General features: G+C 69.5%; 13 protein-coding genes and 1 pseudogene. 6 read left to right on the forward strand and 8 right to left on the reverse strand.

Translation table 11 applies throughout. The features are described 5' to 3' along the window. Positions 1-275 precede the first annotated feature (275 nt). Both ABZX85_RS44170 and ABZX85_RS44175 read right to left on the reverse strand, forming a co-directional pair. Entirely contained in the window at positions 276-1,391 is a 1,116-nt protein-coding gene (locus tag ABZX85_RS44170) for an LCP family protein (protein WP_355882848.1), read from the reverse strand. Further along, a complete protein-coding gene (locus ABZX85_RS44175; protein ID WP_355882851.1) occupies positions 1,388-16,612 on the reverse strand; it encodes a glycine-rich protein in 15,225 nt (5,074 codons plus the stop codon). Before ABZX85_RS44175 ends, ABZX85_RS44170 begins: the two co-directional genes overlap by 4 nt. 192 nt (positions 16,613-16,804) lie before the next feature. Between ABZX85_RS44175 and ABZX85_RS44180 the strand changes: the two genes are divergently transcribed. The 3 genes from ABZX85_RS44180 (at position 16,805) to ABZX85_RS44190 (ending at position 19,925) form a co-directional block, all read left to right on the forward strand. After that, positions 16,805-17,365 (forward strand): hypothetical protein, encoded by a 561-nt coding sequence (locus tag ABZX85_RS44180; RefSeq protein WP_355882854.1) that lies wholly within the window; start codon positions 16,805-16,807, stop codon positions 17,363-17,365. 70 nt (positions 17,366-17,435) lie between these two features. Continuing rightward, a complete protein-coding gene (locus ABZX85_RS44185) occupies positions 17,436-19,631 on the forward strand; it encodes an Orn/Lys/Arg decarboxylase N-terminal domain-containing protein (RefSeq protein WP_355882857.1) in 2,196 nt (731 codons plus the stop codon). 105 nt (positions 19,632-19,736) lie between these two features. Beyond that, a complete protein-coding gene (locus tag ABZX85_RS44190) occupies positions 19,737-19,925 on the forward strand; it encodes a hypothetical protein (protein WP_355882860.1) in 189 nt (62 codons plus the stop codon). A gap of 66 nt (positions 19,926-19,991) precedes the next feature. On the opposite strand, the gene ABZX85_RS44195 is transcribed toward ABZX85_RS44190, so the two are convergent. From ABZX85_RS44195 to ABZX85_RS44210, 4 genes are all read right to left on the reverse strand, one after another. After that, complete coding sequence (locus tag ABZX85_RS44195) at positions 19,992-20,327, reverse strand: hypothetical protein (protein ID WP_355882863.1); 336 nt, start codon at positions 20,325-20,327, stop codon at positions 19,992-19,994. Between the two features lie 190 nt (positions 20,328-20,517). Further along, the gene (locus tag ABZX85_RS44200) at positions 20,518-20,889 is read right to left on the reverse strand and encodes a hypothetical protein (RefSeq protein WP_355882866.1); all 372 of its coding nucleotides are present in this window, start codon (positions 20,887-20,889) and stop codon (positions 20,518-20,520) included. Positions 20,890-20,921: 32 nt separating this feature from the next. After that, entirely contained in the window at positions 20,922-21,431 is a 510-nt protein-coding gene (locus ABZX85_RS44205; RefSeq protein WP_355882869.1) for a hypothetical protein, read from the reverse strand. Between the two features lie 29 nt (positions 21,432-21,460). Then, positions 21,461-21,652 carry a hypothetical protein gene (locus ABZX85_RS44210; RefSeq protein WP_355882872.1) on the reverse strand — a complete coding sequence of 64 codons (192 nt, stop codon included), beginning with the start codon at positions 21,650-21,652 and terminating at the stop codon, positions 21,461-21,463. 139 nt (positions 21,653-21,791) lie between these two features. Between ABZX85_RS44210 and ABZX85_RS44215 the strand changes: the two genes are divergently transcribed. The 3 genes from ABZX85_RS44215 to ABZX85_RS44225 are packed head-to-tail and all read left to right on the forward strand — an operon-like array spanning position 21,792 to position 23,149. Beyond that, positions 21,792-22,619 carry a helix-turn-helix transcriptional regulator gene (locus tag ABZX85_RS44215; RefSeq protein ID WP_355882898.1) on the forward strand — a complete coding sequence of 276 codons (828 nt, stop codon included), beginning with the start codon at positions 21,792-21,794 and terminating at the stop codon, positions 22,617-22,619. Beyond that, entirely contained in the window at positions 22,616-22,816 is a 201-nt protein-coding gene (locus ABZX85_RS44220) for a DUF397 domain-containing protein (RefSeq protein ID WP_355882874.1), read from the forward strand. Before ABZX85_RS44215 ends, ABZX85_RS44220 begins: the two co-directional genes overlap by 4 nt. 39 nt (positions 22,817-22,855) lie before the next feature. Then, positions 22,856-23,149, forward strand: coding sequence for a DUF397 domain-containing protein (locus ABZX85_RS44225; protein WP_355882877.1), 294 nt, complete (start codon positions 22,856-22,858; stop codon positions 23,147-23,149). Between the two features lie 33 nt (positions 23,150-23,182). On the opposite strand, the gene ABZX85_RS44230 is transcribed toward ABZX85_RS44225, so the two are convergent. Together ABZX85_RS44230 and ABZX85_RS44235 are read right to left on the reverse strand one after the other, a co-directional pair. Further along, on the reverse strand, positions 23,183-24,058 hold the full coding sequence (locus tag ABZX85_RS44230; RefSeq protein WP_355882880.1) for a hypothetical protein: 876 nt from the start codon (positions 24,056-24,058) through the stop codon (positions 23,183-23,185). A 319-nt stretch (positions 24,059-24,377) separates the two neighbouring features. After that, positions 24,378-24,463, reverse strand: a pseudogene (locus tag ABZX85_RS44235) (IS5/IS1182 family transposase); the annotation flags it as partial.

Genomic DNA, 24,463 nt, shown 5'->3' on the forward strand with positions numbered 1-24,463 from the left:
CAGTTGACGGCTGGGGCGATATGCCCGTTTCTTGGGAAGTGGTGGGAATCGGGGGTGGGGCGGGGTAACGTCGCAGGTCGGAGCCTGTGGTCCCCGCGCGTGCGGGGGTGGTCCCGCCCCGCCGGACCTCGCCTTCCCGTGGTTCATGTGGTCCCCGCGCGTGCGGGGGTGGTCCCGACCTCGCGGGTGTCGCAGGTGCCGTACTGGGGTGGTCCCCGCGCATGCGGGGATGATCACCCAGATCCTTCTTGCCCGATTGGGCAAGCTCGCGAAGGTCAGTTGCAAGCCATCGATGTGCCCCGGACCGGTTCGTAGGCGGTGAATTCCGGGACGTCTGAGGGGCGGGACTCGGAGTTGGGGGGAGTCAAGGGGCGGTCTTCGCGTAGGTGGGCGAAGACCTCGGGGGCTCGGTCGGGGTCCCAGGCGAGGGTGGAGCCGATGTTGGGGAGGGGGTCGTTGAAGCCGGCGATGGGGACGGTGGCGAATTCCGTGGAGGAGGCGGGGAGGTGGGTCAGGGTGGTGGCCAGGGAGAGGAGGTCTGTGTCTTTGAAGCCCTGGTCCACCTTGATCGTGCCCAGCAGTGTGCGGCTTAGTTTTAGGAGGTCCGTTGGGTGGGACTGGAGGCGTTTCAGGGTGGCCACCAGGAAGCGTTGCTGGCGTTGGACTCGGCCCAGGTCGGCGGCGCCGTCGAATTTGCGGGAGCGGACGTACTGGAGGGAACGGCCGCCGTCGAGGTGGTGGGTGCCGGGGGGCAACTTCAGCTTTGTGGCGGGGTCGTTGATCTCGCGGGACGTGCAGACGTCCACCCCACCCGCCGAGTTGACCGCGTCGATGAAGCGACGGAAGTCGATCTGGAGGTAGTGGTCGATCGGGACGCCGGTCGCTTCCTCGACCGTGCGGACGGAGAGAGCCGGCCCGCCTTCCTTGAACGCCGAGTTGATCTTCGCATCGTGGGGCGGGACCCACTCTCCTGTGCCGGGGTCGCGGTGGGCCGGGATACGGGCGAGGGAGTCGCGGGGGAGGCTGACGACGCTGACGCGGTCCTGTTTCGCGGAGACGTGGACGAGCATGAGCGTGTCCGTGCAGTGGCACGCCTCGCCGCCCGCGTGGAATTTGCGCAGCTCATCCCGGGTGAGCGTGGAACGGTCGTCGATGCCCATGAGGAGGATCGTCGTACCGACCCCGTCCGCCCCACTCGGACGACGCTCTCCCCCACCGCCCCGACCAGCGAGGCCGGCCCACCCGACCCCGCTCGGACGCCCAGCCTCCCCACCCCCCTCGAACGCCACCACCCGAGCCACCGGGAGCCCCCGAGACACCCCCGACGTCCCCTCCAGCACCGCCCCGGCCAGCAGGGCGACCAGCGCCGCCCCGACCCACCGCTTCCTCATCGCGCACCCTTCCAGCCACGCCGACGCCGCATCCACATCACCAGACAGATCAAGAAACCGGAGGTCAGGGACGCGATCGCCGCCAAGCCCCATAGCGGGGACATCCCCCGCCCGCCCCCGGTGTCCGGCAGCTCCCCATGCCCCTTGATCACGGCAGACGCGTTGCACTCCGCAGCCACGGAACCGGCGGGACAGTTGCTGGCCCCCGGCCCGCCGACGACCGGCACATCCACCACCGTCCCCGGCGGCACATGATGACGCCCGTACGTCACGGAGAACGTGATCCGCACCGGATGCGAGCAGTCCCCGGGCGCCGTCCCGGTCCAGGTGACTCGCGAACTGCCGTACTTCACAGCCCCGTTGGCGGCCGAGGCATCCCGGTTGTACGACGCGTACCGCAACACCTGCGAGAGGTCGACGGCGGCGGTCGCCCCGACGTACGGCACGCCCGTCGCACTGCACACGGTCACCGTGTACGTCACCTTGTCCCCCGGCCGGGGATGCGAATTGTCGGACGTGATGCGGACGTTGAGCTTCCCAGCGTCGACCTTCACCGCGAAGTCCTCGACCTGCCCCTCACCCCCGTACCCGTTGGGCCGAGGATCGGCCGGTACGGCGCGCAGGGTGCCGCCGATGCGGACGAGCGTCTCGCCGCGAGGCAGGTTGGGGTCGTGGCCCACGGCGGGCTGGTCACCGAAGAGACGGAGCCGCAGGTACGTCGTCCCGGCACGGGCGAACTTGACGCCGGTCCAGCTCAACTCAGTTGACGACGTCCCGCTCGGGATGCGGCGCTCAATCCGCTCCCCCTGATCGAACCGCCCGTTGAAGTCGGCGTCGAGCCAGGCCGCCAACACCGCCGTCCTGCCCGTCCCGTTGGTCAGGTCGACGGTCGTGGAGTACCCGGCGGCACCGGAGTTGGCGACCGGAAGAGAGCGCGGCCCCCGCCCGCCCTCACCCAGGCGCGCCCCCAGCGGACGCCCGTCCGTGTCGGCGTAACTCCCCTTCCCGAGCCAGAGTTTCGGCACGATCACGTGGTAGGGACCGTCCGCCTTCAGGGTCGTCCCGTACGTGTCCGGCGCCTCCCCGAACTCGTACTCGGGCCCGTCCACACTCGACCCGCACCCTTCCGGATACGCGCCCCCCACCACGTTCCCGTAGCACGTGGAGTTGGCGCTCGCGTCGGTCACCTCGTTGACGATCCGCCGACTCCCCTGCCCCGGCACCGCGTTGGCGCGATAGGTGTACGTCACGGTCACGGACTCCCCGGCACGCACATCCCCCTTCCAGGTGAACCGCGTCCCGCCCCCGATCGTCACCACACCCGAACTCGCAGCAGGCCCGGCAACCCGAGCCGCGTTCAACAGCCCAGCCCCCTCCACGACTTGGTCACTGAAGGTGGCCCCCGGATAGTCGGCCCCACTGTCGTTCGTCACGACGACCTCGTACGCCAGATCGTCCCCAGGCCGCGGATTCGTCGCGAACGCCCTCTTCACAATCTTCAGCCGCGGTACGACGGTGCTGGTGCCGCTCCCGGTCGTGCACCCGGAATCAGCGGAACCGGACGGGCAGTTGGTGCCGGGCACCCCCGACACGACCGCGTTCGTGAGCTTCCCGTCCCCTCGGTCCACCGCGTCGACGGTGACCGAGTACGTGACGGTGACGGTCTGCCCGCCGGCCACGTCACCGGACCACTTCAGCAGGGGCGACTCGAAGGAGACCGAACCCCCGTCCGCCACCGCGTCGTTGTTGTAGTCGGCGTCGTCCAGGACCCCGCTGAGGTCGTCCGTCCAGGACGCGCCGGGGTAGTCGGACGTGGTCGGGTTCTCGACGGTCACCTTGTACTCGACCTTCGACCCCGGCAACGCGGCAGGCGTGACCTGGGACTTGGTGAACTTCAGCGTGGGGATGGGCGTCGAGTTCGTCGAGCAGCCCGCGTGCGAGGAAGTGGTGCAGTTGTTGCCCGGTGAGGCCGAGGTGATCGCGTTCGTCAGCACACCGTCGCCGAGCCCGGCGGGGTCGGACTTCACCTTGACGGTGTAGGTGACGGTCGCCGAGGAGCCGACGGGGATGTCACCGGTCCAGGTCAGCCGGGGGGAGTCGTAACTCACCTTGCCGGTAGTGGCGTTGGCGTCGTCGCCGTACACCGCGTCGTCCAGGACGCCGGTCAGATCGTCCGTCCAGGTCGCCCCCTCGTACTCGACCGACCCCGTGTTCTGCGCGGTGACCGTGTAGGTGACGTCCTGGCCCGGGAGGGGGCGGTTCGTCGAGGCGGTCTTGGTGAGGGAGAACTGGGGGACGCCGAGGGTGGCGGAGCAGTCGGTGTTGGCGGTGCCGGTCGGGCAGTTGGTGTCGGGGGTGGAGGTGACCTTGTTGGTGAGTGAAGTCGTGGAGGTGGTGGGGCTGTTGAGGGTGACGGTGTAGGTGACGGTCGCCGAGGAGCCGGCCGGGATGTCGCCCTTCCAGCTCAGCACCGGCGCGGCGTAGGAGACGGTCCCGGAGGACGCGTTCGCGTCGTCGCCGTACACCGCGTCCGTCAGGACACCTCGCAGGTCGTCCGACCAAGTGGCGCCCGTGTAGGCGGCGGTGCCGGTGTTCTGTGCGGTGATCGTGTACGTCACCTTCGAGCCGGGGGCGGCGGTGCCGGAGCTGACGGCCTTCTTCAGCTTGAGCTGGGGGATGCCGTTGCCGGGCTTGTCGCCGGTGGAGCAGTCCGAACTCTGCTTGCCGCGCTGGCAGTTGGAGCCAGCCGGGCCGGTCACGGAGTTGGCGAGCTTGCCGTCGCCGGTGACCGGGTTGTCGACGGTGACGGAGTAGGTGAGGGTCACCGAGGAGCCAGGCGCGATGTCACCCGTCCAAGTCAGCTTCGGGGAGGTGAAGTTGACGTCCCCCGCCGTCGCCGCCGCGTCGTTCCCGTACGCCGCGTCGTCCAGGGCGTCCGTGAGGTCGTCGGTGACCACCGCGTCCGGGTAGGTCGCCTTGCCGGTGTTCTGGACGGTCACCGTGTAGGTGACCTTCTGGCCGGGGACGGGGGCGGAGCTGGAGGCCGTCTTGGTGATCGCGAGGGCCGGGATGCCGGCCGGTTTCGTCGGGCAGACGTGGCCGGGGGTGCCGTCGGCGCAGGTCGCGTCGGGGGTGCCGGTGACGGCGTTGGAGAGTTCCTTGTCGCCGGTCGCCGGGTCCTTCAGGGTGGCTGTGTAAGTGACCGTGGCCGTCTGACCTGTGGGAACGTCACCGGTCCACTTCAGTGTCGGCTCGGTGTAGGTCACGCCGCCCAGGGAGGCCGTCGCGTCGGCGCCGTACACCGCGTCGTCGAGAATCCCGGTCAGGTCGTCCGTCCACACCGCGTCCTTGTAGGTGGCGGTTCCCGTGTTGCGGGCGGTGATCGTGTACGTGACCTTCTGGCCCGGCAGCGGGTTGCTCGGGGTGTAGGTCTTGGCGAGGGTGAGCTGCGGGGAGCCGGTGCTGGTCTTGCAGGCCGAACCCTGCTTGCCCTGGGCACAGTTGGAGCCGTCGGGGCCGACGACCGAGTTGGCGAGGGTCTTGTTCCCGGTGTCCGGGTTCTTGACCGTCGCGGTGTAGGTGACGGTCGAGGAGGCACCGGCGGGGATGTCGCCGGTCCATGTCAGCTTCGGGGCCGCGTAGTCGACGGTGCCGAGGCTCGCGGTGGCGTCGTCACCGTAGGCCGCGTCGTCGACGACGTCGGTCAAGTCGTCCGTCCAGAAGGCTTTTTCGTAGACGGCCGTGCCGGTGTTCTCGGCGACGACGGTGTACGTGACCTTCGTCCCCGGTACCGGGTTCGCCGGGCTGGAGGTCTTGGTCAGGGAGAGCTGGGGGATGCCGTCGCCGGTCTTGTCACCGGTCGTGCAGGACGAACTCAGCTTGCCGGGTCGGCAGTTCGAGCCGGGTGGTCCGGTGACGGCGTTGGTGAGCCTGCCGTCGCCGGTGTCCGGGGTGTCGACCGTGACGGAGTAGGTGACGGTCGCGGAGGCGCCGGCGGCCAGATCGCCGCGCCAAGTGACCTTGGGTGAGCTGTAGTTCACGGCACCCGAGGTCGCCGAGGCGTCGGCGCCGTACGCCGCGTCGTCCAGGACGCCCGTCAGGTCGTCGGACCAGGTGGCGTCCGCGTAGGCGGCCGTGCCCGTGTTCGTGGCGGTCACGGTGTACGTGACCTTCGTGCCCGGCGTCGGGCGGTTCGCGGAGGCGGACTTGCTGATCTCCAGCGAGGGGATTCCGGCCGGGGCCGGTGCGCAGGCCGAATCCGTGGAGCCGACAGCGCAGTTGGAGCCGGTCGGGCCGACGACGGCGTTGGTGAGACGCTGGTCCCCGGTGTCGGGGTCCTTGAGGGTGACGGTGTAGGTGACGGACGCGGACGCGCCCGACGCGAGGTCGCCGGTCCACTTCACCGTGGGCTCGGTGTACGTCACGCTGCCGGTCGTCGCGGAGGCGTCGTCGTACGTCGCGTCGTCCAGGACGCCGGTCAGGTCGTCGCTCCAGGAAGCGCCGGGGTAGGTGCCGGTGCCGGTGTTCTCGACGGTGACGGTGTACGTCATCTTGCCGCCGGGGACGGCGACTTGGGGGCGGTAGGTCTTGGCGATCTTCAGGAAGCCGACGCCGCTGGAGGTCGAGCAGTCGGCGTCGGTGGAGCCGGACTCGCAGTTGGAGCCCTGGGGGCCGGTGAGGGCGTTGGAGAGCTTGCCGTCGCCGGAGCGCGGGGAGTTGAGGGTGACGGAGTAGGTGACGGTCGCCGAGGCGCCCGCGTCCAGGTCACCGGACCACTTCAGCGTCGGGGCCGTGTAGGAGACCGAACCCGCCGTCGCCGAGGCGTCGTTCGCGTACACCGCGTCGTCCAGGGCGCCCGTCAGGTCGTCCGTCCACACCGCGTCCTTGTAGGTGGCGCTGCCGGTGTTCTGGACGGTCACCGTGTACGTCGTCCTGCCGCCCGCGACCGGCTGGGTGGGGGACGCCTTCTTGGTGAGGTGCAGTTCGGGCAGGCCGTCGATGGCGGCCGAGCAGCGGTTGTCGGTGGAGCCCTTCTTGCAGTTCGAACCGGCCGGTCCCACCAGGCTGTTGACGAGACGGTCGTCACCGGACTTGGGGTTGTTCAGCTTCAGCGCGTAGGTGAGCGTCTCGGTGGCGCCCGCCTTCACCGTGCCCGTCCAGGACAGCTTGGGCGCGGTGTAGGTGACCGAACCCGTCGTCGCCGTCGTCCGGCCGAGCCAGGTCGCGCTGTCGAGGACGTCGGAGAGGTCGTCGCTCAGCGTGGCCCCGGGGTAGTCGGCCTTGCCCGTGTTCTCGACGGTGACCGTGTAGGTGACGGTGTCGCCGGGGAGCGGGCTGCCCGGCGAGACCGTCTTGACCAGCGTCAGCGACGGGATGCCGTACGGGCCCGCCGTACAGGCCGGATCGGTGGCGCCCGAGGGGCAGTTGGCGCCGTCCGAGGACGAGACCAGGGTGTTCTTCAGGGTCTGGTCGCCGGTGTCGGGGTCCTTCAGGGTGACGCTGTAGGTGATGGTCGCCTTGGCGCCGGGCGCGAGGTCACCGGACCAAGTCAGCGTCGGGTCCGTGTACTTGACCGAGCCGGACGAGGCCGAGGCGTCGTCACCGTACGTCGCGTCGTCCAGCACGCCCGTCAGGTCGTCCGACCAGGCGGCGCCGGTGTACGCGGCCGTTCCCGTGTTCTCCACGGTCACCGTGTACGTGACCTTGTCGCCAGGCTTGGGGGCCGTGTTGGACGCGGTCTTCTTCATGGTCAACTCGCGGACGGTGACTGGGTTCTGGTCGCCGCAGTCCGGACTCGACGTCCCGGCAGGGCAGTTGGTGTCGGTCGTCGAGACGACCTTGTTGACCAGCTTCTTGTTCCCGGACAGGGGGTTGGCGAGCTTCACCGAGTAGGTGGTCGCCGCCTTGTCGCCGGGGGCGAGGTCACCGGACCAAGTCAACGTCGGAGCGGCGTACTTGACCGCACCTGCCGACGCCGACGCGTCGTCCGCGTAGGTCCCGTCGTCGATCAGGTCCGTCAGGTCGTCCGACCAGGTCGCGTCCTGGTACGCCGCCGCGCCCGTGTTCTCCGCGACGACCGTGTAGGTCACCGTCTGACCGGCCGCCGGGTTCGCCGGGGTGAACGTCTTGGTCAGCTTGAGCTGCGGCACCGCGCTGGATGTCGTGCACACCTCGCAGACCGAACCGGCGGGCCCGGTCACCGAGTTGGTCAGCTTCTTGTCCCCGGTGTCGGGGGTGTTGACGGTGACGGAGTACGTCGTCGTCGCGGAAGCGTCGGGTGCCAGGTCGCCGGACCAAGTCAGCTTCGGCGCCGCGTACTTGACGCCACCGGCCGTGGTCGAGGCGTCTCCCCCGTACACCGCGTCGTCCAGCACCCCGGTCAGGTCGTCGCTCCAGGACGCCCCGCTGTACACCGCGGTCCCGGTGTTCTTCGCGACGACCGTGTACGTCACCACGGAACCGGGCTTCGGGTTGGCCTCCGACACTGTCTTTTTCAGGGTGAGTTGGGGAATCCCGTCCCCGGTCCGGTCGCCGGTGGAGCACTCGGGCGCCTTGCTGCCGGACTGGCAGTTGGAGCCGGCGGGCCCGGTGACGGCGTTGGTGAGCTTGCCGTTGCCGGAGAGGGGCGACTTGACGGTGACGGAGTAGGTCACGGTGGCGGAGGCGCCCGAGGCCAGGTCACCGGACCACTTCAGCGTCGGAGCCATGTAGGAGACCGAACCCGCCGTCGCCGAAGCGTCGTTCGCGTACACCGCGTCATCGACGACGTCCGTGAGGTCGTCCGACCACACCGCGCCCTTGTACGCAGCCGTCCCCGTGTTCTCGACGACCACCTTGTACGTGACCTTCGAGCCCGGCGTGGGCCGGTTCTCGGAGGCGGTCTTGGTGAGCTTCAGGGTGGGGACGCCCGCCGGGGTCGGCTTGCAGGCCGGGTCGGTCGAACCGGCCGCGCAGTTGGACCCGTTGGGGCCGACGACGGCGTTGCCGAGCTGCTTGTCGCCGGTGTCCGGGTCGTGGACGGTGACGGTGTAGGTCGTCGTCGCGGACGCACCGGCCGCGAGGTCACCGGACCAGGTCAGCTTCGGCGCCGTGTACGAGACCGAACCCGCGGACGCCGAGGCGTCGTCGGCGTAGGTCGCGTCGTCCAGGACTCCGGTCAGGTCGTCGCTCCAGGACGCCCCCGGATACGTCCCGGTGCCGGTGTTCTCGACGGTCACGGTGTACGTCAGCGTCGAACCCGGAGTCGCGGTGTCCGGCGTGTAGGTCTTGCTCAGCTTCAGCACACCGACGCCGCTGGACGTCGAACAAGCCCTGCATTCCGTGCCGTTGGGCCCGGTCACCGCGTTCTTGAGGGTGAGGTCCCCGGTGTCGGGGGCGTTGACGGTGACGGAGTACGTCGTCGTCGCGGAGGCGTCGGGTGCCAGGTCGCCGGACCAAGTCAGCTTCGGGGCCGCGTACTTGACGTCGCCGGCCGTGGTCGAGGCGTCTCCCCCGTACACCGCGTCGTCCAGCACCCCCGTGAGGTCGTCGCTCCAGGACGCCGCGCTGTAGACCGCCGTCCCCGTGTTCTTCGCGACGACCGTGTACGTCACCACGGAACCCGGCACCGGGTTCGCCGGGGTGGACGTCTTGGTCAGGGTGAGCTGTGGGATGCCGTCGCCGGTCTTGTCGCCGGTCGAGCACTCCGAACCCTGCTTGCCGGACTGGCAGTTGGAACCGGCGGGGCCGGTCACGGAGTTGGCGAGCTTGCCGTTCCCGGCGAGGGGGGACTTGACGGTGACGGAGTAGGTGACGGTCGCGGAGGCGCCCGCCGCGAGATCGCCGGACCACTTCAGCGTCGGGGCCGTGTACGAGACCTCGCCCGCCGACGCCGCCCCGTCACCCCCGTACACCGCGTCGTCCACGACGTCCGTGAGGTCGTCCGACCATGCCGCGCCCTTGTAGGCGGCCGTCCCCGTGTTCTCCACGGTCACCGTGTACGTGACCTTCGAGCCCGGGGTCGGGCGGTTGGTGGAGGCGGACTTGGTGATCGAGAGGGTCGGTACGCCTGCGGGCGTCGGTGCGCAAGCCTTGTCGGTCGAACCGGGGGCGCAGTTGGACCCCTTGGGGCCGGTGACGGCGTTGGCGAGCTTCTTGTCGCCGGTGTCGGGGTCCTTGACGGTGACGCTGTAGGTGACGACTCCGGTCACGCCCGCCGCCAGGTCGCCGTTCCAACTCAGCTTCGGTGCCTCGTACTTGAGGGTGCCGCCGTTGGCCTCGGCGTCGTCGTTGTAGACCGCGTCGTCGAGGACGCCGGTCAGGTCGTCGAAGCCGGAGGCGGCCGGGTAGGTCCCGGTGCCGGTGTTCTCGACGGCCACCGTGTAGGTGATGACCGAGCCCGGGGTGGCGACCTCCGGGGTGTAGGTCTTGGTGACCTTCAGCATGCCGATCCCGCTGGACGCGGTGCAGTCGGCGTCCGTCGAACCGGTGGCGCAGTTGGAACCCTGCGGTCCGACAACGGAGTTGGTGAGCTTGCCGTCTCCGCTGATCGGCGTGTTGACGGTGACGGAGTAGGTCACCCGGGCGGACGCGCCCGCCGCGAGATCGCCGGACCACTTCAGCGTCGGGGCCGTGTACGAGACCTCGCCCGCCGACGCCGTCGCGTCACCCCCGTACACCGCGTCGTCGAGGACCTCGCTGAGGTTGTCCGACCAAGTCGCCCCGTTGTAGGCGGCGTTGCCGGTGTTCTCGACGACGACCGTGTAGGTGGCCTTCTCGCCCGCGACCGGGTTGACCGGCTCGACGCTCTTGGTGATGTGGAGTTCGGGGAGGCCGCCGACGTCGCTGGAGCAGCGGTTGTCGGTGGAGCCCTGCTTGCAGTTCGAACCGGCGGGCCCGACGACGGTGTTGACCATCTTGCCGTCGCCGGTGCGCGGGTCGTTGAGCTTGAGCTGGTAGGTCACCGTCTGCGTGGTGCCGGCGGGGACCGTGCCCGTCCACTTCACCGTCGGTTCGGTGTACGTCACCGAACCGGCCGACGCCGTCGTCAGGTTGGCCCAGGTGCCCTCGTCCAGGACTCCCGTGAGGTCGTCGCTGAAGGTGGCGCCCGGGTAGTCGGTGGCGGTGTCGTTCACCAGCTTGATCGTGTAGGTGAGGGTGTCGCCGGGGAGCGGGTTCGCCGGGGCGACCGTCTTCGACAGGGTGAGCGAGGGGATGCCGTACGGGCCCGCCGTGCACGCCGGATCGGTGCCGTCCGCCGGGCAGTTGGCGCCGTCCGAGGACGAGACCAGCGTGTTCTTGATGACGCGGTCGCCGTCGTCGGGGTCGGCCAGGGTGACGCTGTAGGTGACGGTCGCGGAGGCGCCGACGGCCAGGTCACCGGACCAACTCAGCTTGGGGGCGGCGTACTTCACCGTTCCCGAGGTGGCCGAGGCGTCGCCGCCGTACGTGCCGTCGTCGAGGACGTTGACCAGGTCGTCGGACCAGGCGGCGCCGGTGTAGGCGGCCGTTCCCGTGTTCTCGACGGTCACCGTGTACGTGATCTTGTCGCCGGGCTTCGGGGCGGTGTTGGACGACGTCTTCTTCATGGTCAACTCGCGTACGGTGACCGGGTTCTGGTCGCCGCAGTCCGAACTGGTCGAACCGGCGGCGCAGTTGGTGTCGGTCGTCGAGACGACCTTGTTGACCAGCTTCTTGTTCCCGGACAGGGGGTTGGCGAGCTTCACCGAGTAGGTGGTCGTCGCCTTGTCGCCCGGGTCGAGGTCACCGGACCAAGTGAGCTTGGGAGCGGCGTACTTGACGGTCCCCGCCGACGCCGACGCGTCGTCCGCGTACGTCCCGTCGTCGATCAGGTCGGTCAGGTCGTCCGACCAGGTCGCCCCCGGGTAGGCAGCCGCGCCCGTGTTCTCCGCGACGACCGTGTAGGTCACCGTCTGACCGGCCGCCGGGTTCGCCGGGCTGGACGTCTTCGTCAGCTTCAGCTGGGGGACGCTGCTGGTGGTCGTGCAGGTCACGCAGTTCGTCCCCGGCGGCCCGGTCACCGAGTTGACCAGCTTCTTGTTGCCGATGTCGGGGTTGGCGACGGTGACGGAGTAGGTCGTCGTGGCGGACCCGCCCGCCGCGAGGTCGCCGGACCAAGTCAGCTTCGGGGCGGCGTACTTGACGTCTCCGGACGTGGCCGAGGCGTCGGCGCCGTACGCCGCGTCGTCCACCACGTCCGTCAGGTCGTCCGTCCACGACGCTCCCGTGTACGTCACCGACCCGGTGTTCGTCGCCGTGACGGTGTACGTCACGACGGTTCCCGGCTTCGGGTTGGCCTCGGACGCCGACTTGGTGATCCGCAGCCCGGCCACGCCGTTGGTCGTCGTGCAGGTGGAGCAGTCGGCGTCCGTGCTCGACGTGATGCGGTTGACGAGCCGGTTGTCGCCGGTGTCCGGGGTGTTCACGGTCGCCGAGTACGTGATCGTCGCCGTCGCTCCGGCGGCGAGGTTGCCGCTCCAAGTGAGCTTCGGGGCCGTGTACTTGGTGCTGCCGGAGGTGGCCGAGGCGTCGGCGCCGTAGGTCGCGTCGTCCACCACGTCCGTCAGATCGTCCGTCCAGGTGGCGCCCGTGTAGGTGGCGGTGCCGGGGTTGTGGACGGTCACCGTGTACGTGACCTTCTGGCCGGGGTGGACCGTCCCGCCCGCGTCGCTCGCCTTGCTGATCGTGAGCCGGGGGATGCCGCCGCCGTTGTCGTCGGAGCAGGCCGAATCCGTCGAGCCGGTCGCGCAGTTGGTGCCGGGAGCCGACACCACGTTCTTCAACACCTGGTTTCCTGCCGGCGGGTTGCCCACGGTCACCTGGTAGGTCACGCGTACGGTCGCCCCGGCGGCGACGGCCCCGGTCCACGTCAGCTTCTTGGTCCCGGAGTCGTAACTGCCCGTTCCACCGGCCGGGTTCGAGGTGATCGATCCCGCCACGAACGTCGCGTCGTCCACCACGTCGCTCAAGTCGTCGGTGTACGTGAACGCGTCGGCGTCCCCGCTCCCGCTGTTCCGCAGCGTGATCGTGTAGGTGACGGTCTGCCCCGCCTTCGCGAGCGTCGGCGAGGAGGTCTTGGCGATCTGCACGTTCGGCCCGTTGGTGACGACCGACGACGTGCACGAGGGCGAGCAGCCCGCGTCGGTCGTCCCGGTCCCGGGCGTCACCGTCGCGGAGTTGGTCTGGTTCCCGGAGGTGGTGGCGGGGACGGTCCCGCTGATCGTGTAGGTGATCGTGCCGCCCGGCGCCACGCTCGGCTTGTCGGAGATGTTCCCGCTGCCGGAGCCGGAACCGCATGAACTCCCGTTACTGGCCGCGCAGTTCCACCCGAAGCTGGAGAACCCTGCGGGCAGCGTGTCCGTGACGGTCGGCAGCGCGGTGGACGGTCCCGCGTTGCGCACGGTCACCGTGTACGAGAACGTCTCGCCGGGCTGGTACGAGGTCGAGGACCCTGTCTTGGAGACGGTCAGCCCCGTCTTGGGTGCCGTGACCTGCGGTGACGCGGGCGGGGAGGTGTTGTTGCCCGGCGTCTGGTCGGGGGTCGACGAGGTCGAGCCGGCCGTGTTGGCGACGTCCGAGCCGGTGCCGGTGTAGGTGGACGCCAGCCGCACGGTGACCGTGAACGTCTGGGAGGCCCCGTTCGCGAGGGACGCGATCTGCGGGCAGGTGACGTTCTGCCCGGACGCCGTGCAGCCCGAGGACGAGGACACGAACGTCAGCTGCGAGGGCAGGGTGTCCGTGACGACGACCGAACTGGCGGCCGACGGACCGTTGTTGGTGACCTTGATGTCGTACGAGAACGTCTCCCCCGGCGCGATGCCGGGTGACGTCGCCGCCGTCCCCGTCGCCGTCTTCGTCGTGGCGAGGTCGGCGGCGATCGGGGTGACCGTCGCCGAGGCGCAGTTGCCCGGGTTGGCGGTGGTGCAGGGGGTCGGGTCGGTGGAGTCGGAGGTCGCCTGGGTGACGGTGTTGGTCTGGGCCGTCGTACTGCTCACCTTGGCGGTGATCCTCAGCGTGGCGCTCTTCCCGGCGCCGATGGTGCCTGGCTTCCAAACCCCTCCCGAATAGGCGCCGTTGGAGTCGTCGCTGACGTAGGTGAGGCCGCTCGGGAGCTGGTCGGTGACCTGGACGTTCGCCGCGTCGCTGGGGCCGTTGTTGGTGACGGTGACCGTGAAGACGGTGTTCTCGCCGTAGTTGACGTTCGTGGGGGCGGCGGTCTTCGTCACCGCGAGGTCGCTGACCGCGCCGGAGGTCCGTACGACCGCGTCCGCCGTGTTGTTGGCGGCGACGTTGTCGTTCGGGCCGGTGACGACGATGCCGCCCGTACGGGTGAGCGTGCTGTTCGGGGCGGCGCTGGATGCGACGAGGACGCTGATCGGGAGGTTGAGCGAGGAACCGCTCGTCAGGGTGGCGATCGTGCAAGTCACCACCGTGCCTGCGGAGTTCGCCGTGCAGCCCGAGGGCTGGTTGCCCGACGCCGTCACTCCGGCGGGGAGCGTGACCGTGACCGTGACGTTCCCGGAGGCGTCCGCCGGGCCGTTGTTGCGGACGACGACCGGGATCGTGGTCGGCTGTCCGGGCGCGACGGTACCGCCTGGCCCGCTCGGGGTGACGTCGTAGTCGGACTGGGCGACGATCGGCGGCGGGCCCGAAGTCGCCGTGTTGTTCGCGGTGTTGGGGTCGGTCGTGTCGGCGGCGGCCGTCGCCGTGTTGCCGATGTCGGAGCCGGTGCCCTTGTAGGAGGACGCCAGCTTGACGGTGATCGTCCAGGACTGGGTGGCGGCGGGGGCGAGCGAGGCGATCGTCCCGCAGGTGACGCTCTGGCCGGACGCCGTGCAGCCCGAACCGGACTGGAACGAGACGTTGTTGGGGAGCGTGTCCGTCATCCGGACGTTCGTCGCGGTCGACGGGCCGTTGTTCGTGGTGGTCAGTGTGTACGTGTACGTCTGGCCGGGGGAGACGTTCGCCGTGCTCGCGGTCTTCGTCGCCGTGAGGTCGGCCTGCGGGTTCGCCGGGGTCGTCGACGTCGCGGAGCAACTGCTGCCGCAGGTCGTGTCGTTGACGCCGGACGGTGGGGTGACGGTCGCCGTGTTGCTGAGGGTGGCCGTCGCGGAGGGGGAGGTGGTGCCGGTGATCGTGTAGGTGACCGTGCTGTTCGCGGCGATCGTCGCCGTCGTGTTCAGGGAGTTGCCGGTGCCCGAGGCCGTACCGCACGAACTCCCGGTGCCCGCCGCGCAGTTCCAGGTGGTGCCGGTCAGACCGGCCGGGACCGTGTCCGTGATCGTCGCGCTCGGGGCCGGGGCGGGGCCCGCGTTGGAGACGGTGACCGTGTAGGTGACGCGCGAGCCGGGGACGTACGGATTGGGCGAAGCCGTCTTCGTCACGCTCAGCTTGGTCTGGGTGACCCACTGGATGACGACGGCGCCGTTGCCGCCGCTCTTGGAGTCGGCGCCGCCGACGCCGACGCCCGACGGGTACTGGGCCGAGCCGGTGCCGGCCGCCGCGCCGCCCTGGTTGTTGGCGGTGGGGCTGGAGCCGGCGGTCGTCGAGGCCGACGTGATGCCGGGGCCGCCGGTGTAGCCGGACCCGCCACCACCAGGGCCGTTGGGCTGGAGGCGCGGGTTCATCGGCTGGCAGGCGCCGCCGCCACCGCCGTAGTAACCGCCGCCGCCACCGCCGCCGCCCTCGCCCGCCCGGCCCGACTGGACGTTGAAGCCGTTGCCGCCGTACCACTGGCGGCCGGCCGTGTTGCTGGTCGCCTCGCACTGCGAGCCGTTCGTCCCGGCCGCGCCGCCCGCGCTCTGCGTGCCGCCCTGGCCGGAGAGCGCGGTGACGCCGTCGCTGCCGCCGCTCGTGCCGCCGCCCGCGCCGGGGCGGGGGTTGTTGGTGTCGGCGCCGGGGGAGGCGCCGCCGCCACCGCCCGCGATCAGCAAGGGAGTTGAGAAGCTCGCGCCGGTCCACAGCGCGGACATGCCGCCGCCGCTCGCGCCGATCGCGTTGAGGGTCGCGGAGTTGCCGCCGGAGCCGCCACCGCCGTACGTGCCCGAGGTCGAGTTGACGTTGCCGCCCTGGCCGGTCATCACCATCAGGGACTGGCCCGACGTGACCGCGAGGGTGCCGGTCGTGTAGCCGCCGCCCGCGCCGCCGACCTGGCCGGTGTAGTACGCCGCGTTGTCGCCGCCGCCGCCCGCGCCCCACAGCTGGAGGTTGAGACTGCTGACGCCGGCCGGGACGGAGAAGGTCTGGTCGGCGCCGGTGTAGCTGAAGAGGGTGCAGTTCGTGAAGCCGGCGGAGGGGGTGCAGGTGGAGGCTCGGCGGGGGGTGGCGTTGGTGGGGTGGGGGATGCGGGGGGCCGGGTTCCGGGTCGCCGGGTTCTGCGGCTGCGGCTTCTTGACCTGCGGGGCCTTGGTCTGCGGGGCCTTGGTTTCCGGTCCCTTCGTCTCCGGTGCCTCCGGCTTCTCCGAGCCGAACGGGCCCGCCAGGATCAGCCCCTCCGGGGCGCCCTCGGTGACGGTCAGCTCGATCGTCCGTACGGGGTGGGCGAAGACCAGGTCCGCGCCACGGGCTCGGCGGTCGAAGCGGTTGTCCCGGCGGGCGCCGTCCGCGAAGACCGCGTCCGCGCCGTCGCCGAGCACGCTGACCCACGCGGGGCGGGCCTGCGGGAGGGTGAGGGTGACGGTGTAGGGGTGGCCGTCGGGGGCGGCGGGGAGCCAGAGCCCTCGGGCGCCGTCCCGACCGGCGACCTCTTCGTCCAGGTCGACTGTGTGCCAGCGGGGTCGGGGGGCGGGGGCTTTGGGGTCGGACGGGGGTTCGGGGGAGGTCTCAGGGGTGGCGGGGGCGGCTGAGGTACTAGGGGTACTAGGGGTACTAGGGGTCTCGGATACCGCCGACTCCCCGGATACCGCCAACTCCCCGGGTGCGGAAGTCGTACCCGTACGACCCTCGGCCGACCCTCCCCCTAGCTCCCGGGTACTACCCCCGTCCGCCGCCCCGCCCCCCGGCGAGAACTCCACCCGATACCCCGCCCCGCCACTGTCGCTCAGCCCCTCCCCCAGCGCCCCGCCCCCACTGGGCCACTCCGCCAGCAGTCGCGCACCCCCGTTGCCGAGGGCGTCGCGCAGTCCCGTCGGTTCGCCGAGGGCGGGTGCCGTGCCGATCGCGAGGAACAGCACGACGAGGGCCGCGAGGGTGCGGCCGGGCCAGCGGGTGGTCTTCTCGTACATCGAGTTCCCTGCCTGGGGTCACATGACGGGACGTCAGCAGGAGGGGTATGCACAGAATCTCAGCATATTGATCATGTACGTCTTATTAATCCCCCGTCTGGACTCCATGATCACCGTGTCGCGGGAGCCCCCGGACCCCCCGGAGCTTGACTCCGAGCGACCCCTTTCCCCGACGCCCCCGGGAGCGCCCCCGTGCCGAAGCCCCGCCCCGCCTTGCTCGCCGCCCCACTGGCCGCCCTCGCCCTGACCACCGCCTGCAACCCCGCCCTCCAGCAGACCCCGGCGGACGCCAAACCCGCCCCGGCGCTCGCGGCGGCCCCCTTCGAGAAGGCCCTCGGCGCCGAATGGAAACTGACGTACCGTGACATGCCGGGCACGGAGCGCCGGATGGGGAGCGGAGAGGGGCGGAACGGCCTGCGCGTCGGCGTCGTAGAGACGAAACCCTCCGCAGACACCCGCACCCCGTCCACCTCCCTCGCTCCCCTCACCTCCCTCGACTCCCTCGCCTGTCAGGCATTCGGCAAGGACGTCAAAGAGGCGACCCGCTTCCTGCTGGCCTGCGCCGAAGCCGCGACCTCCGGCACCGCCAAGGACGTACGCACCTGGCTCACCACCCACATCGACCGCCCCAGCACCGGCCCCGGCCACACCACCACCCACTCCACCCCTCACGGCACCCTGGACTACCACCTAGGGGTCAACCCCACCCAAGCCGTCCGCGTGCTCTACATCAGCACACCCCATTCGAACTAGCTCACCCGATCGGCGTAATACCCCGCCCGCCCCCTGGTCAGCCCCCTCCCCGCGGCTCAGCCTCGGACACATGGCGGACCCTCTGCTCCTGCTCGCGACCCCGTCCCGTCCCTCCGACGACACCGCGACCGCCGATCAACTACGCCGAATAGCGCGGGAGTTACCCCACCACCGCTGGGTGTCGAGCGCCCCCGACGCCCTCGCGGTGATCCGCGCGGAGGCGGGCCTCTCGGCGGTGCTGCTGGACTGGGAACTCCCGGCCGCCCAGGACGTGTTGGCCGGGATCAGGCGCCGGGCGACCGGCCTCCCCGTCTTCCTCGTACTGGCCGGCGCCGGTCTGGACGACGTCCCGCTGTGGGCGGCGGAGGTGGTCGTCGGCTACGTCTGGCTGCACGAGGACACCCCCGCCTTCCTCGCGGGCCGGATGCGGCGCGCGGCCCGCGAGTACCAGGAGGCTCTACTCCCGCCGTTCTTCCGGGAGTTGCTCAAGTGGGACGACAGCCACGAGTACTCCTGGCACACCCCGGCGCACGCGGGCGGCGTCGCGTTCCTGCGCTCCCCCGTCGGCCGCGCCTTCTTCGACTACTACGGCGAGCAGCTCTTCCGCTCCGACCTCACCTGTTCCGTCGACACGCTCGGCTCCGCCTGGGAGCACTCCGGCCCGATCGGCGACTCCGAGCGCAACGCGGCCCGCGTCTTCGGCGCCGAGCGCACGTACTACGTCCTGCACGGCACGTCCAACGCGAACCGGCTCGTCGGCCACCACTGCGCCGTGCGCGACGAGTTGGTGATCCTCGACCGGAACTGCCACAAGTCCGTGCACCACGCGATGATCCTCGCGGGGGCGCGGCCGGTGTACGTGACGGGGGAGCGGAACGGGTACGGCCTGATGGGCCCCGTCCCGCCCGCAGCCCTCGCCCAACCCCCGCTGGCGGAGAGCCCGTTGACGCGGGACGCCGTCTCTCCCGACCCGGTCTACGCGGCGCTCACCAGCAGTACCTACGACGGTCTGCTCTACGACGCCGTCAGGGTCACGGAGTTGCTCGGCGCGCACGTCCCCCGGCTGCACTTCGACGAGGCGTGGTCGGCGTACACGAAGTTCCACCCGGTCTACGAGCGGCGTTGCGCGATGGCCGTGCCGGTGGGCGCCGACTCGCCGTCCCTGTTCGCCACGCAGTCCACGCACAAGCTGCTGGCCGCGCTGTCGCAGAGCTCGATGGTGCACGTCCGTTCGTCGGGGCGGGCTCCCGTGGACCACAACCGGTTCAACCAGACGTTCATGATGCACGGGACGACCTCGCCGCTCTATCCGATGCTGGCGTCCCTCGACGTCGCCGCCGGGATGATGGACGGCGCGGCCGGGCGTTTCCTCATCGAGGAGACCCTCACGGAGGCCGTCCGGTTCCGGCAGGCCGTACCCCAACTCGGGCGCAGGATCAGCGAGTCGGGGGATCGGCCGGACTGGTTCTTCGGGGTCTGGCAGCCGCCGTCGGTGGAGACGGCCCCGCTGGAGGAGCTGGTCGAGGACCCCGCGCACTGGTGGCTGAACCCCGGGGACTCCTGGCACGGGTACGGCGAACTGGAGCCCGGTTACTGCCTGTTGGACCCGGCGAAGGTGACGATCACCTGTCCCGGCGTCCGCGCGGACGGGACGGTCGAGGCGTGGGGCATCCCCGGGAAGGTCCTCAACGCGTACCTGTACCGCCGCCGGGTCGTCGCCGACAAGTACGACCCGTACAGCCTGATCGTCTTCTTCTCGATGGGCATCACGAAGGGCAAGTGGGGCACGCTGCTGGACGCGTTGACCGACTTCAAGGCGCTGTACGACGCGCGGGCGCCGCTCTCCGAGGTCCTCCCGGACCTGGTGTCGACGTACCCGCACCGCTACGGCCACCTCACGCTCCCCGCCCTCTGCGCCGAAATGCACGCGCCCACAGCCGAGTTGACGACCCTCCTGCGCACCGCCTCCACCCACCTCCCCACCCCGGCCCTCCCCCCGATCGCCGCGTACGAAGCAATGGTCCGAGGCCGCACAGAACGCGTCCCCCTCGCCCAACTCCCCGGCCGCACAGCGGCAGTCACCGTCGCCACCACCCCACCCGGCAGCCCCCTCCTCGTCCCCGGCGAACACCCCAACCCCCCTCTCCTCGCCTACCTCACGGCCCTGGAGTCCTTCGACCGGCGTTTCCCGGGCTTCACTAGCGAGACGCATGGCGTGGAGCGTGACGAGGGGGGTGGGTACGGGATTCAGTGCGTGCGGGAATGAGGCGTGGCGGCGAGGCGGGCGCGCCGGGGCCGCCGACGCCGGTACCGGCAGGTCTTGAGAGCATCAAGGGGAGTTCAGCCACCCCGCCGGAAAGGCCCCGATCCGATGAAGACAAGGCTCCTCAGATCCCTCCCCGTCGGAGTCGCCGCGCTGATCGCCTCCTACGCCTCAACTGCCCTGGTGGGCCCAGGAACCGCACGGGACGTGACGATGCTGGTCGTGTTCGGTGCGGTCTGTCTGGCGGGCGGTTTCGTCGTCGACGCCCTCTTGAACAGACCGCCCAAGTCACCTTGATCGAGGCGGAGTTGAAGGCGCGGGTCCGGCAGCCGTCCGTGTCCGGCGTGGTCGTGGGGCCCGTTCTCATGCCGTCATCGGGAACTCCGTGAACGGTGCGCCCTCGTACGTGTACGGGTAGTCGACGCCCATCGAGGCGTAGGCGGCTTCGGCGCGGCGGCGTTCTCGTTGGAGGTGGCGGTGGGCGCGGCGGGCTTCTTCGGCGAGGGCCTGGCGGTGGAAGATCTCGGCGGCTTCGGCCTTGGAGGGGCTGGTCCAGGGGCGGGACCAGGGGCTTACGGGGATGACAGGGGTGGCAGGGGCCGTGGCCGTGAGGTGGGCGGCGCTGTGGCGGCCGGGGCGACGGCGGGGCATGAGGATACGGAGGGCGCACAGAAGGGCGCGCACGATAAAATCGCGCAAGGTCGGGACAGCTCCTTCAGCTTCGGCTGGCTCGGCTTAGCCCCGTTGGATCGTTGGCGCGATCCTTCGGGGCGCCTTTTTGTGTTGTGGTGACAGACCGTAGGGGCAAGTCACACAAGTGGAGAAGGGGATTCCGAAGGTTCACTCTTTCGGGTGAACTTCCCCGTAGTACTTAAGAGCTACGCGGGGGCTACAGCGGCGCGGGAAGTCCCCATTTCTCCGGGTTCTCGATCAGGTCCTGGAGGAGCGCCTCGGAGGTCGGGTCGGTGACGTCCCACGCGTGGGCGAGGGGATGCCCGTCGTGCAGCCCGCACGCGTCCCCGTCCGTACTCGTCGCCGGGCACCACCGCAGCACGGTGAACGTGAACTCTTCCTCCCCCCACAGGAACCACTGCCCCTCGTCCAACGCGAACCCGTCCCACAGGAAGTCCGCGTGGTCCCCCTCGTGCCCCTCGGCCAACTCGCACGACACGTACCCGTCCGCGAACTCGGCGTGGTCGTACAGCTCTTCACGGTTGGCCTTCAGCAACGTCAGGACCTCCCGCACCGGCAGAAGCTTCACGGCGGTGCACTGCAACATGGCGCCCTCGCAAGTCAGTTGACCGATTCTCCGTACGACGGTGAGGCGTCCGACCCGGACGGTGAGACGCCCGACCCGGACGGTGAGGCGTCCGACCCGGACGGTGAGACGCCCGGCCCCTCCCACCGCTCCCGCTGCTCCCTGCGCGACACCCCCCACTCGACGAGCCGCTCCGCGACGAACGTCGCGCTCACCCGGAACTCCCGGGCCAACGCCGCCGCCGACACCCCCTCCCGATACCTCGCCTCAACACTCTCCCGCGCCCCAACGAACTCCGCCCGCGCTTCGCCGACTTCTTCACTGGTACGACGTTGCGCGCGCCCCCGGAACACTCGGGCGCCCGCCCTTCGGTACAGCAACGCGGCGACCAGCCCCCGCCGCACCTCCCCCCACTCGTCGAACCGCCTCCCCAACCAGCCCGCGGTCACGCCGTACTCCTCCGCGAGCCGGCTCAGGGCCACGCCCTCGCGATACCGCCGCACCACCAACTCCCGCTCGACCAGCACCCGTTCACGCGCGTTCACAGCACGTCACCCCGGCTGCGGGCGTTCGCCTACCCCACGGAGGCGCGTAACCGCTGCTCGGGGGAGAGGGGCCGGACGTCCTTCGGGTCCACCTCCCACTCCACCCCGCCCCGCACCGGTCTCAGCGACCACCTTCCCGCCCAGACCCCCCTGAACTCCCCCACCAGATCCCGCGCGGAGTCCATCAGCAACGCCCCGATCTCCGGTACCGGCGGGGGCACTTCAGGCTCCGGTTCAGCACTTTTTCCCGACATGACCACTCCTCTCCGTAGCGATTCCACTACCGTGAGCCTCAGAGTGACCGAGCCGCCGGGAACCCTTCAACTGACCCCGCTGGATTGGAAGGTTGGTGCTCCGCCGTTGAACCGTAAGAAACTCAATCCCGACAGTTCACCCCAGGCCGCGTTCGGGGCGGACTTGCGCAGGGTGCGGGAGGAGCAAGGGCTTACCCAGGAGGAGCTGGCGGGTCGGACCGGGTTCTCCAGTTCGCACATGTCGGCGGTGGAGACGGCACGAAAAAAGCCGACTCTCCAGCTGGCGCGAAAGGTCGATGCGGCACTGGGTACCGGAGACATGTTCGAACGCCGGTGGCGGAAAATGAACAACGCTGGGTTGCTGGAAGGGTTCGCGCAGTACGTCAGCCATGAAGCGAAAGCGGCGGAGATCCGGCTCTACGAGGTAGGGGTCATCCCCGGTCTGCTCCAAACTCCGGAGTACACAGAGGCAGTTACGCACAGCGCCATAAGGCGGGGAGCGATCACGAACGAGCAGGCAGACGAGCGGATCGCGCTCTTCAAGGAGCGGCAGGCATCGCTCACGCGTATGCCCCTGCCGCTGATCTTCGTGGTGCTGGACGAAAGCTGCCTCTGCCGACCCATCGGCGAACCAGCCCTCATGGGTGCCCAGTTGGACCGGCTCCTGGAGTTCGCCGAGCTGCCGAACACCGTGCTTCAGATCGCTCCGTTCACCATGGGGGAGCGTCGGCCGCTGAGTCTGCCGTTGTATCTGCTGACCATGCCTGACCGCTCGCTCTTGTCCTACGCAGAGTCCGCTCATCGAGGGCAACTTGAGCGCGACATCACCTTCGTCGCCCCCTTGCTGACGTCCTACTATCAGCTACAGGCCGATGCGCTTTCCCCGGCGGAGTCTGTGGCCATGATCAGGAAGTTGCGAAAGGACATCCCGTGAGCACCGAAACCCCCCGCTGGTTCAAGTCCTCGTACAGCGAGAACGGCGGCGCCTGCGTCGAGGTCGCCGTGAACCTCGCCGCCACCCACGGCACGGTCCCGGTCCGCGACTCCAAGAACCCCGCGGGCCCCACCCTCACCTTCCGCGCCCCCGCCTTCTCCGCCTTCCTCAACTCCCCCGAGTTCGGCGGGAACTGACCTGGCCGGAGCCCCATGCCTCCCCCACCATGGGGCTCCATGACCCTCACCTGGCGTAAGTCCTCATACAGCGAAAACGGCGGCCAGTGCGTAGAAATCTCCTCCCCAACCTGGCGCACCTCCTCCTACAGCAACAACGGCGGCCAATGCGTCCAGATCGGCACCTGGCACAAGTCCTCCCACAGCAACAACGGCGGCGCCTGCCTCGAAGCCTCCCTCTCCCCCACCACCCCCACCACCATCCTGATCCGCGACTCCAAAACCCTCCCCAACGCCCCCACCCTCACCCTCCCAGCCCCCGCCTTCACCGCCTTCCTCAACTCCCTGACGTAGGCGATACCGTGGGCGGCTTTCCCCGGCTGCCGGTCACACCGGCCATTCAAGCGGCTGCTGGAGCCGTCGACGCTCCAGCTCCTCCGGAGGAACGTCGCACATGGCGGGCAGCATCAGCAGGATGGAGGACGTGAGGATGTCCTGACCGATGCTCGTTTTCGGAACGATCCCCGAGGAGCGGGCTCTCAGCAGAATCCCCTCGGTCATCGTGTCGAACAGCTCAGCCACATCGCGGGAAGTCACCCCGGGACGGAGGGTCAGTCCGTACCCGGAAAGGATCACGGCGTAAAGCTTCGCCCACTCATTGATCATTTCCTGCTCGATGCGGCGCACGGATTCCTGGATCTGCGGTTGCCGGGGCAGGGCTGCCTGAAAGAATGTCTGCAAGGCAATGATCGGATCACCGAGTGTGGACTCGATTTCCGATGCGGCAGCCACCCGGATGAGTTCCCCGAGGGGCAGATCGTTCGCGGCTCTCACGAACTCGGCCGCCATCATTCTGACGCGACGCAGCGTAGGGGCGGACCGGAACATGTAGGCGATCAGATCGCTGATGTACGAGTGATGGTGAGCCCAGGTGTCCGCGAAGCGCTGTCTGTTCAGGGAATCCGAGAGCCCTTGGTCGTCCGTTATCACCTTGGGGGCGAGCTTCATGAGGTGCTCGCCGCCCATGTTCGGGAAGAGCCGCAGCTCCGGGACGTCGGCGGAGGGCAGACCTCCGTTGAGGTGATGCTCGTACAGCGAGTACGCACCCAGGTTGCAGAAGGCTCTCGTGAGCGGGTCTTTCGCCCAGGACTGCTGTGTCTTCGCCGTGCGCTGGACCCTGACCTGGCGGAAGACGAGGGAGAGATCTTCGTCTTCATCGCCGGCCCAGTGCGCGACCCATTCATCCCATTTCCAGTGCGTCAAGGCTCCCCCAGGGCATCGCGTACCAGCGCATGCGTACCGCAGTCAATGGCAGTTTCGTATGCCACTTCGTTTCGGCCATTCATAGTGTGCCGGACCGAGGCGACCGCGGTTGGGACATCACAGAGATCACCTGACTTCCCACGGTTTTGGACCGCAAGCTCATGTCATCGCCGTCGAACCATTCGGGAGTTGACGTGAGCCGCGTCATTCATGCGATCAAGATCATGCAGTCGTTCACCGTCTTCGCCGTCGCTCTCTGCGGGTGCGCCGCCTTTGTGCTGGCCCTGAAAGAAATGGTCGAGGGACACAGTGAGCCTTTTCAGCGGTGCCGCTCCAGGGTGAGGATGGCGGCTGCGATTGACGACATGCGGTTGGGACTGCACCGGGCCTTGCGGAAGATCCGCC

Source organism: Streptomyces sp. NPDC004539 (genome assembly GCF_040610055.1).
GTDB lineage: Bacteria > Actinomycetota > Actinomycetes > Streptomycetales > Streptomycetaceae > Streptomyces.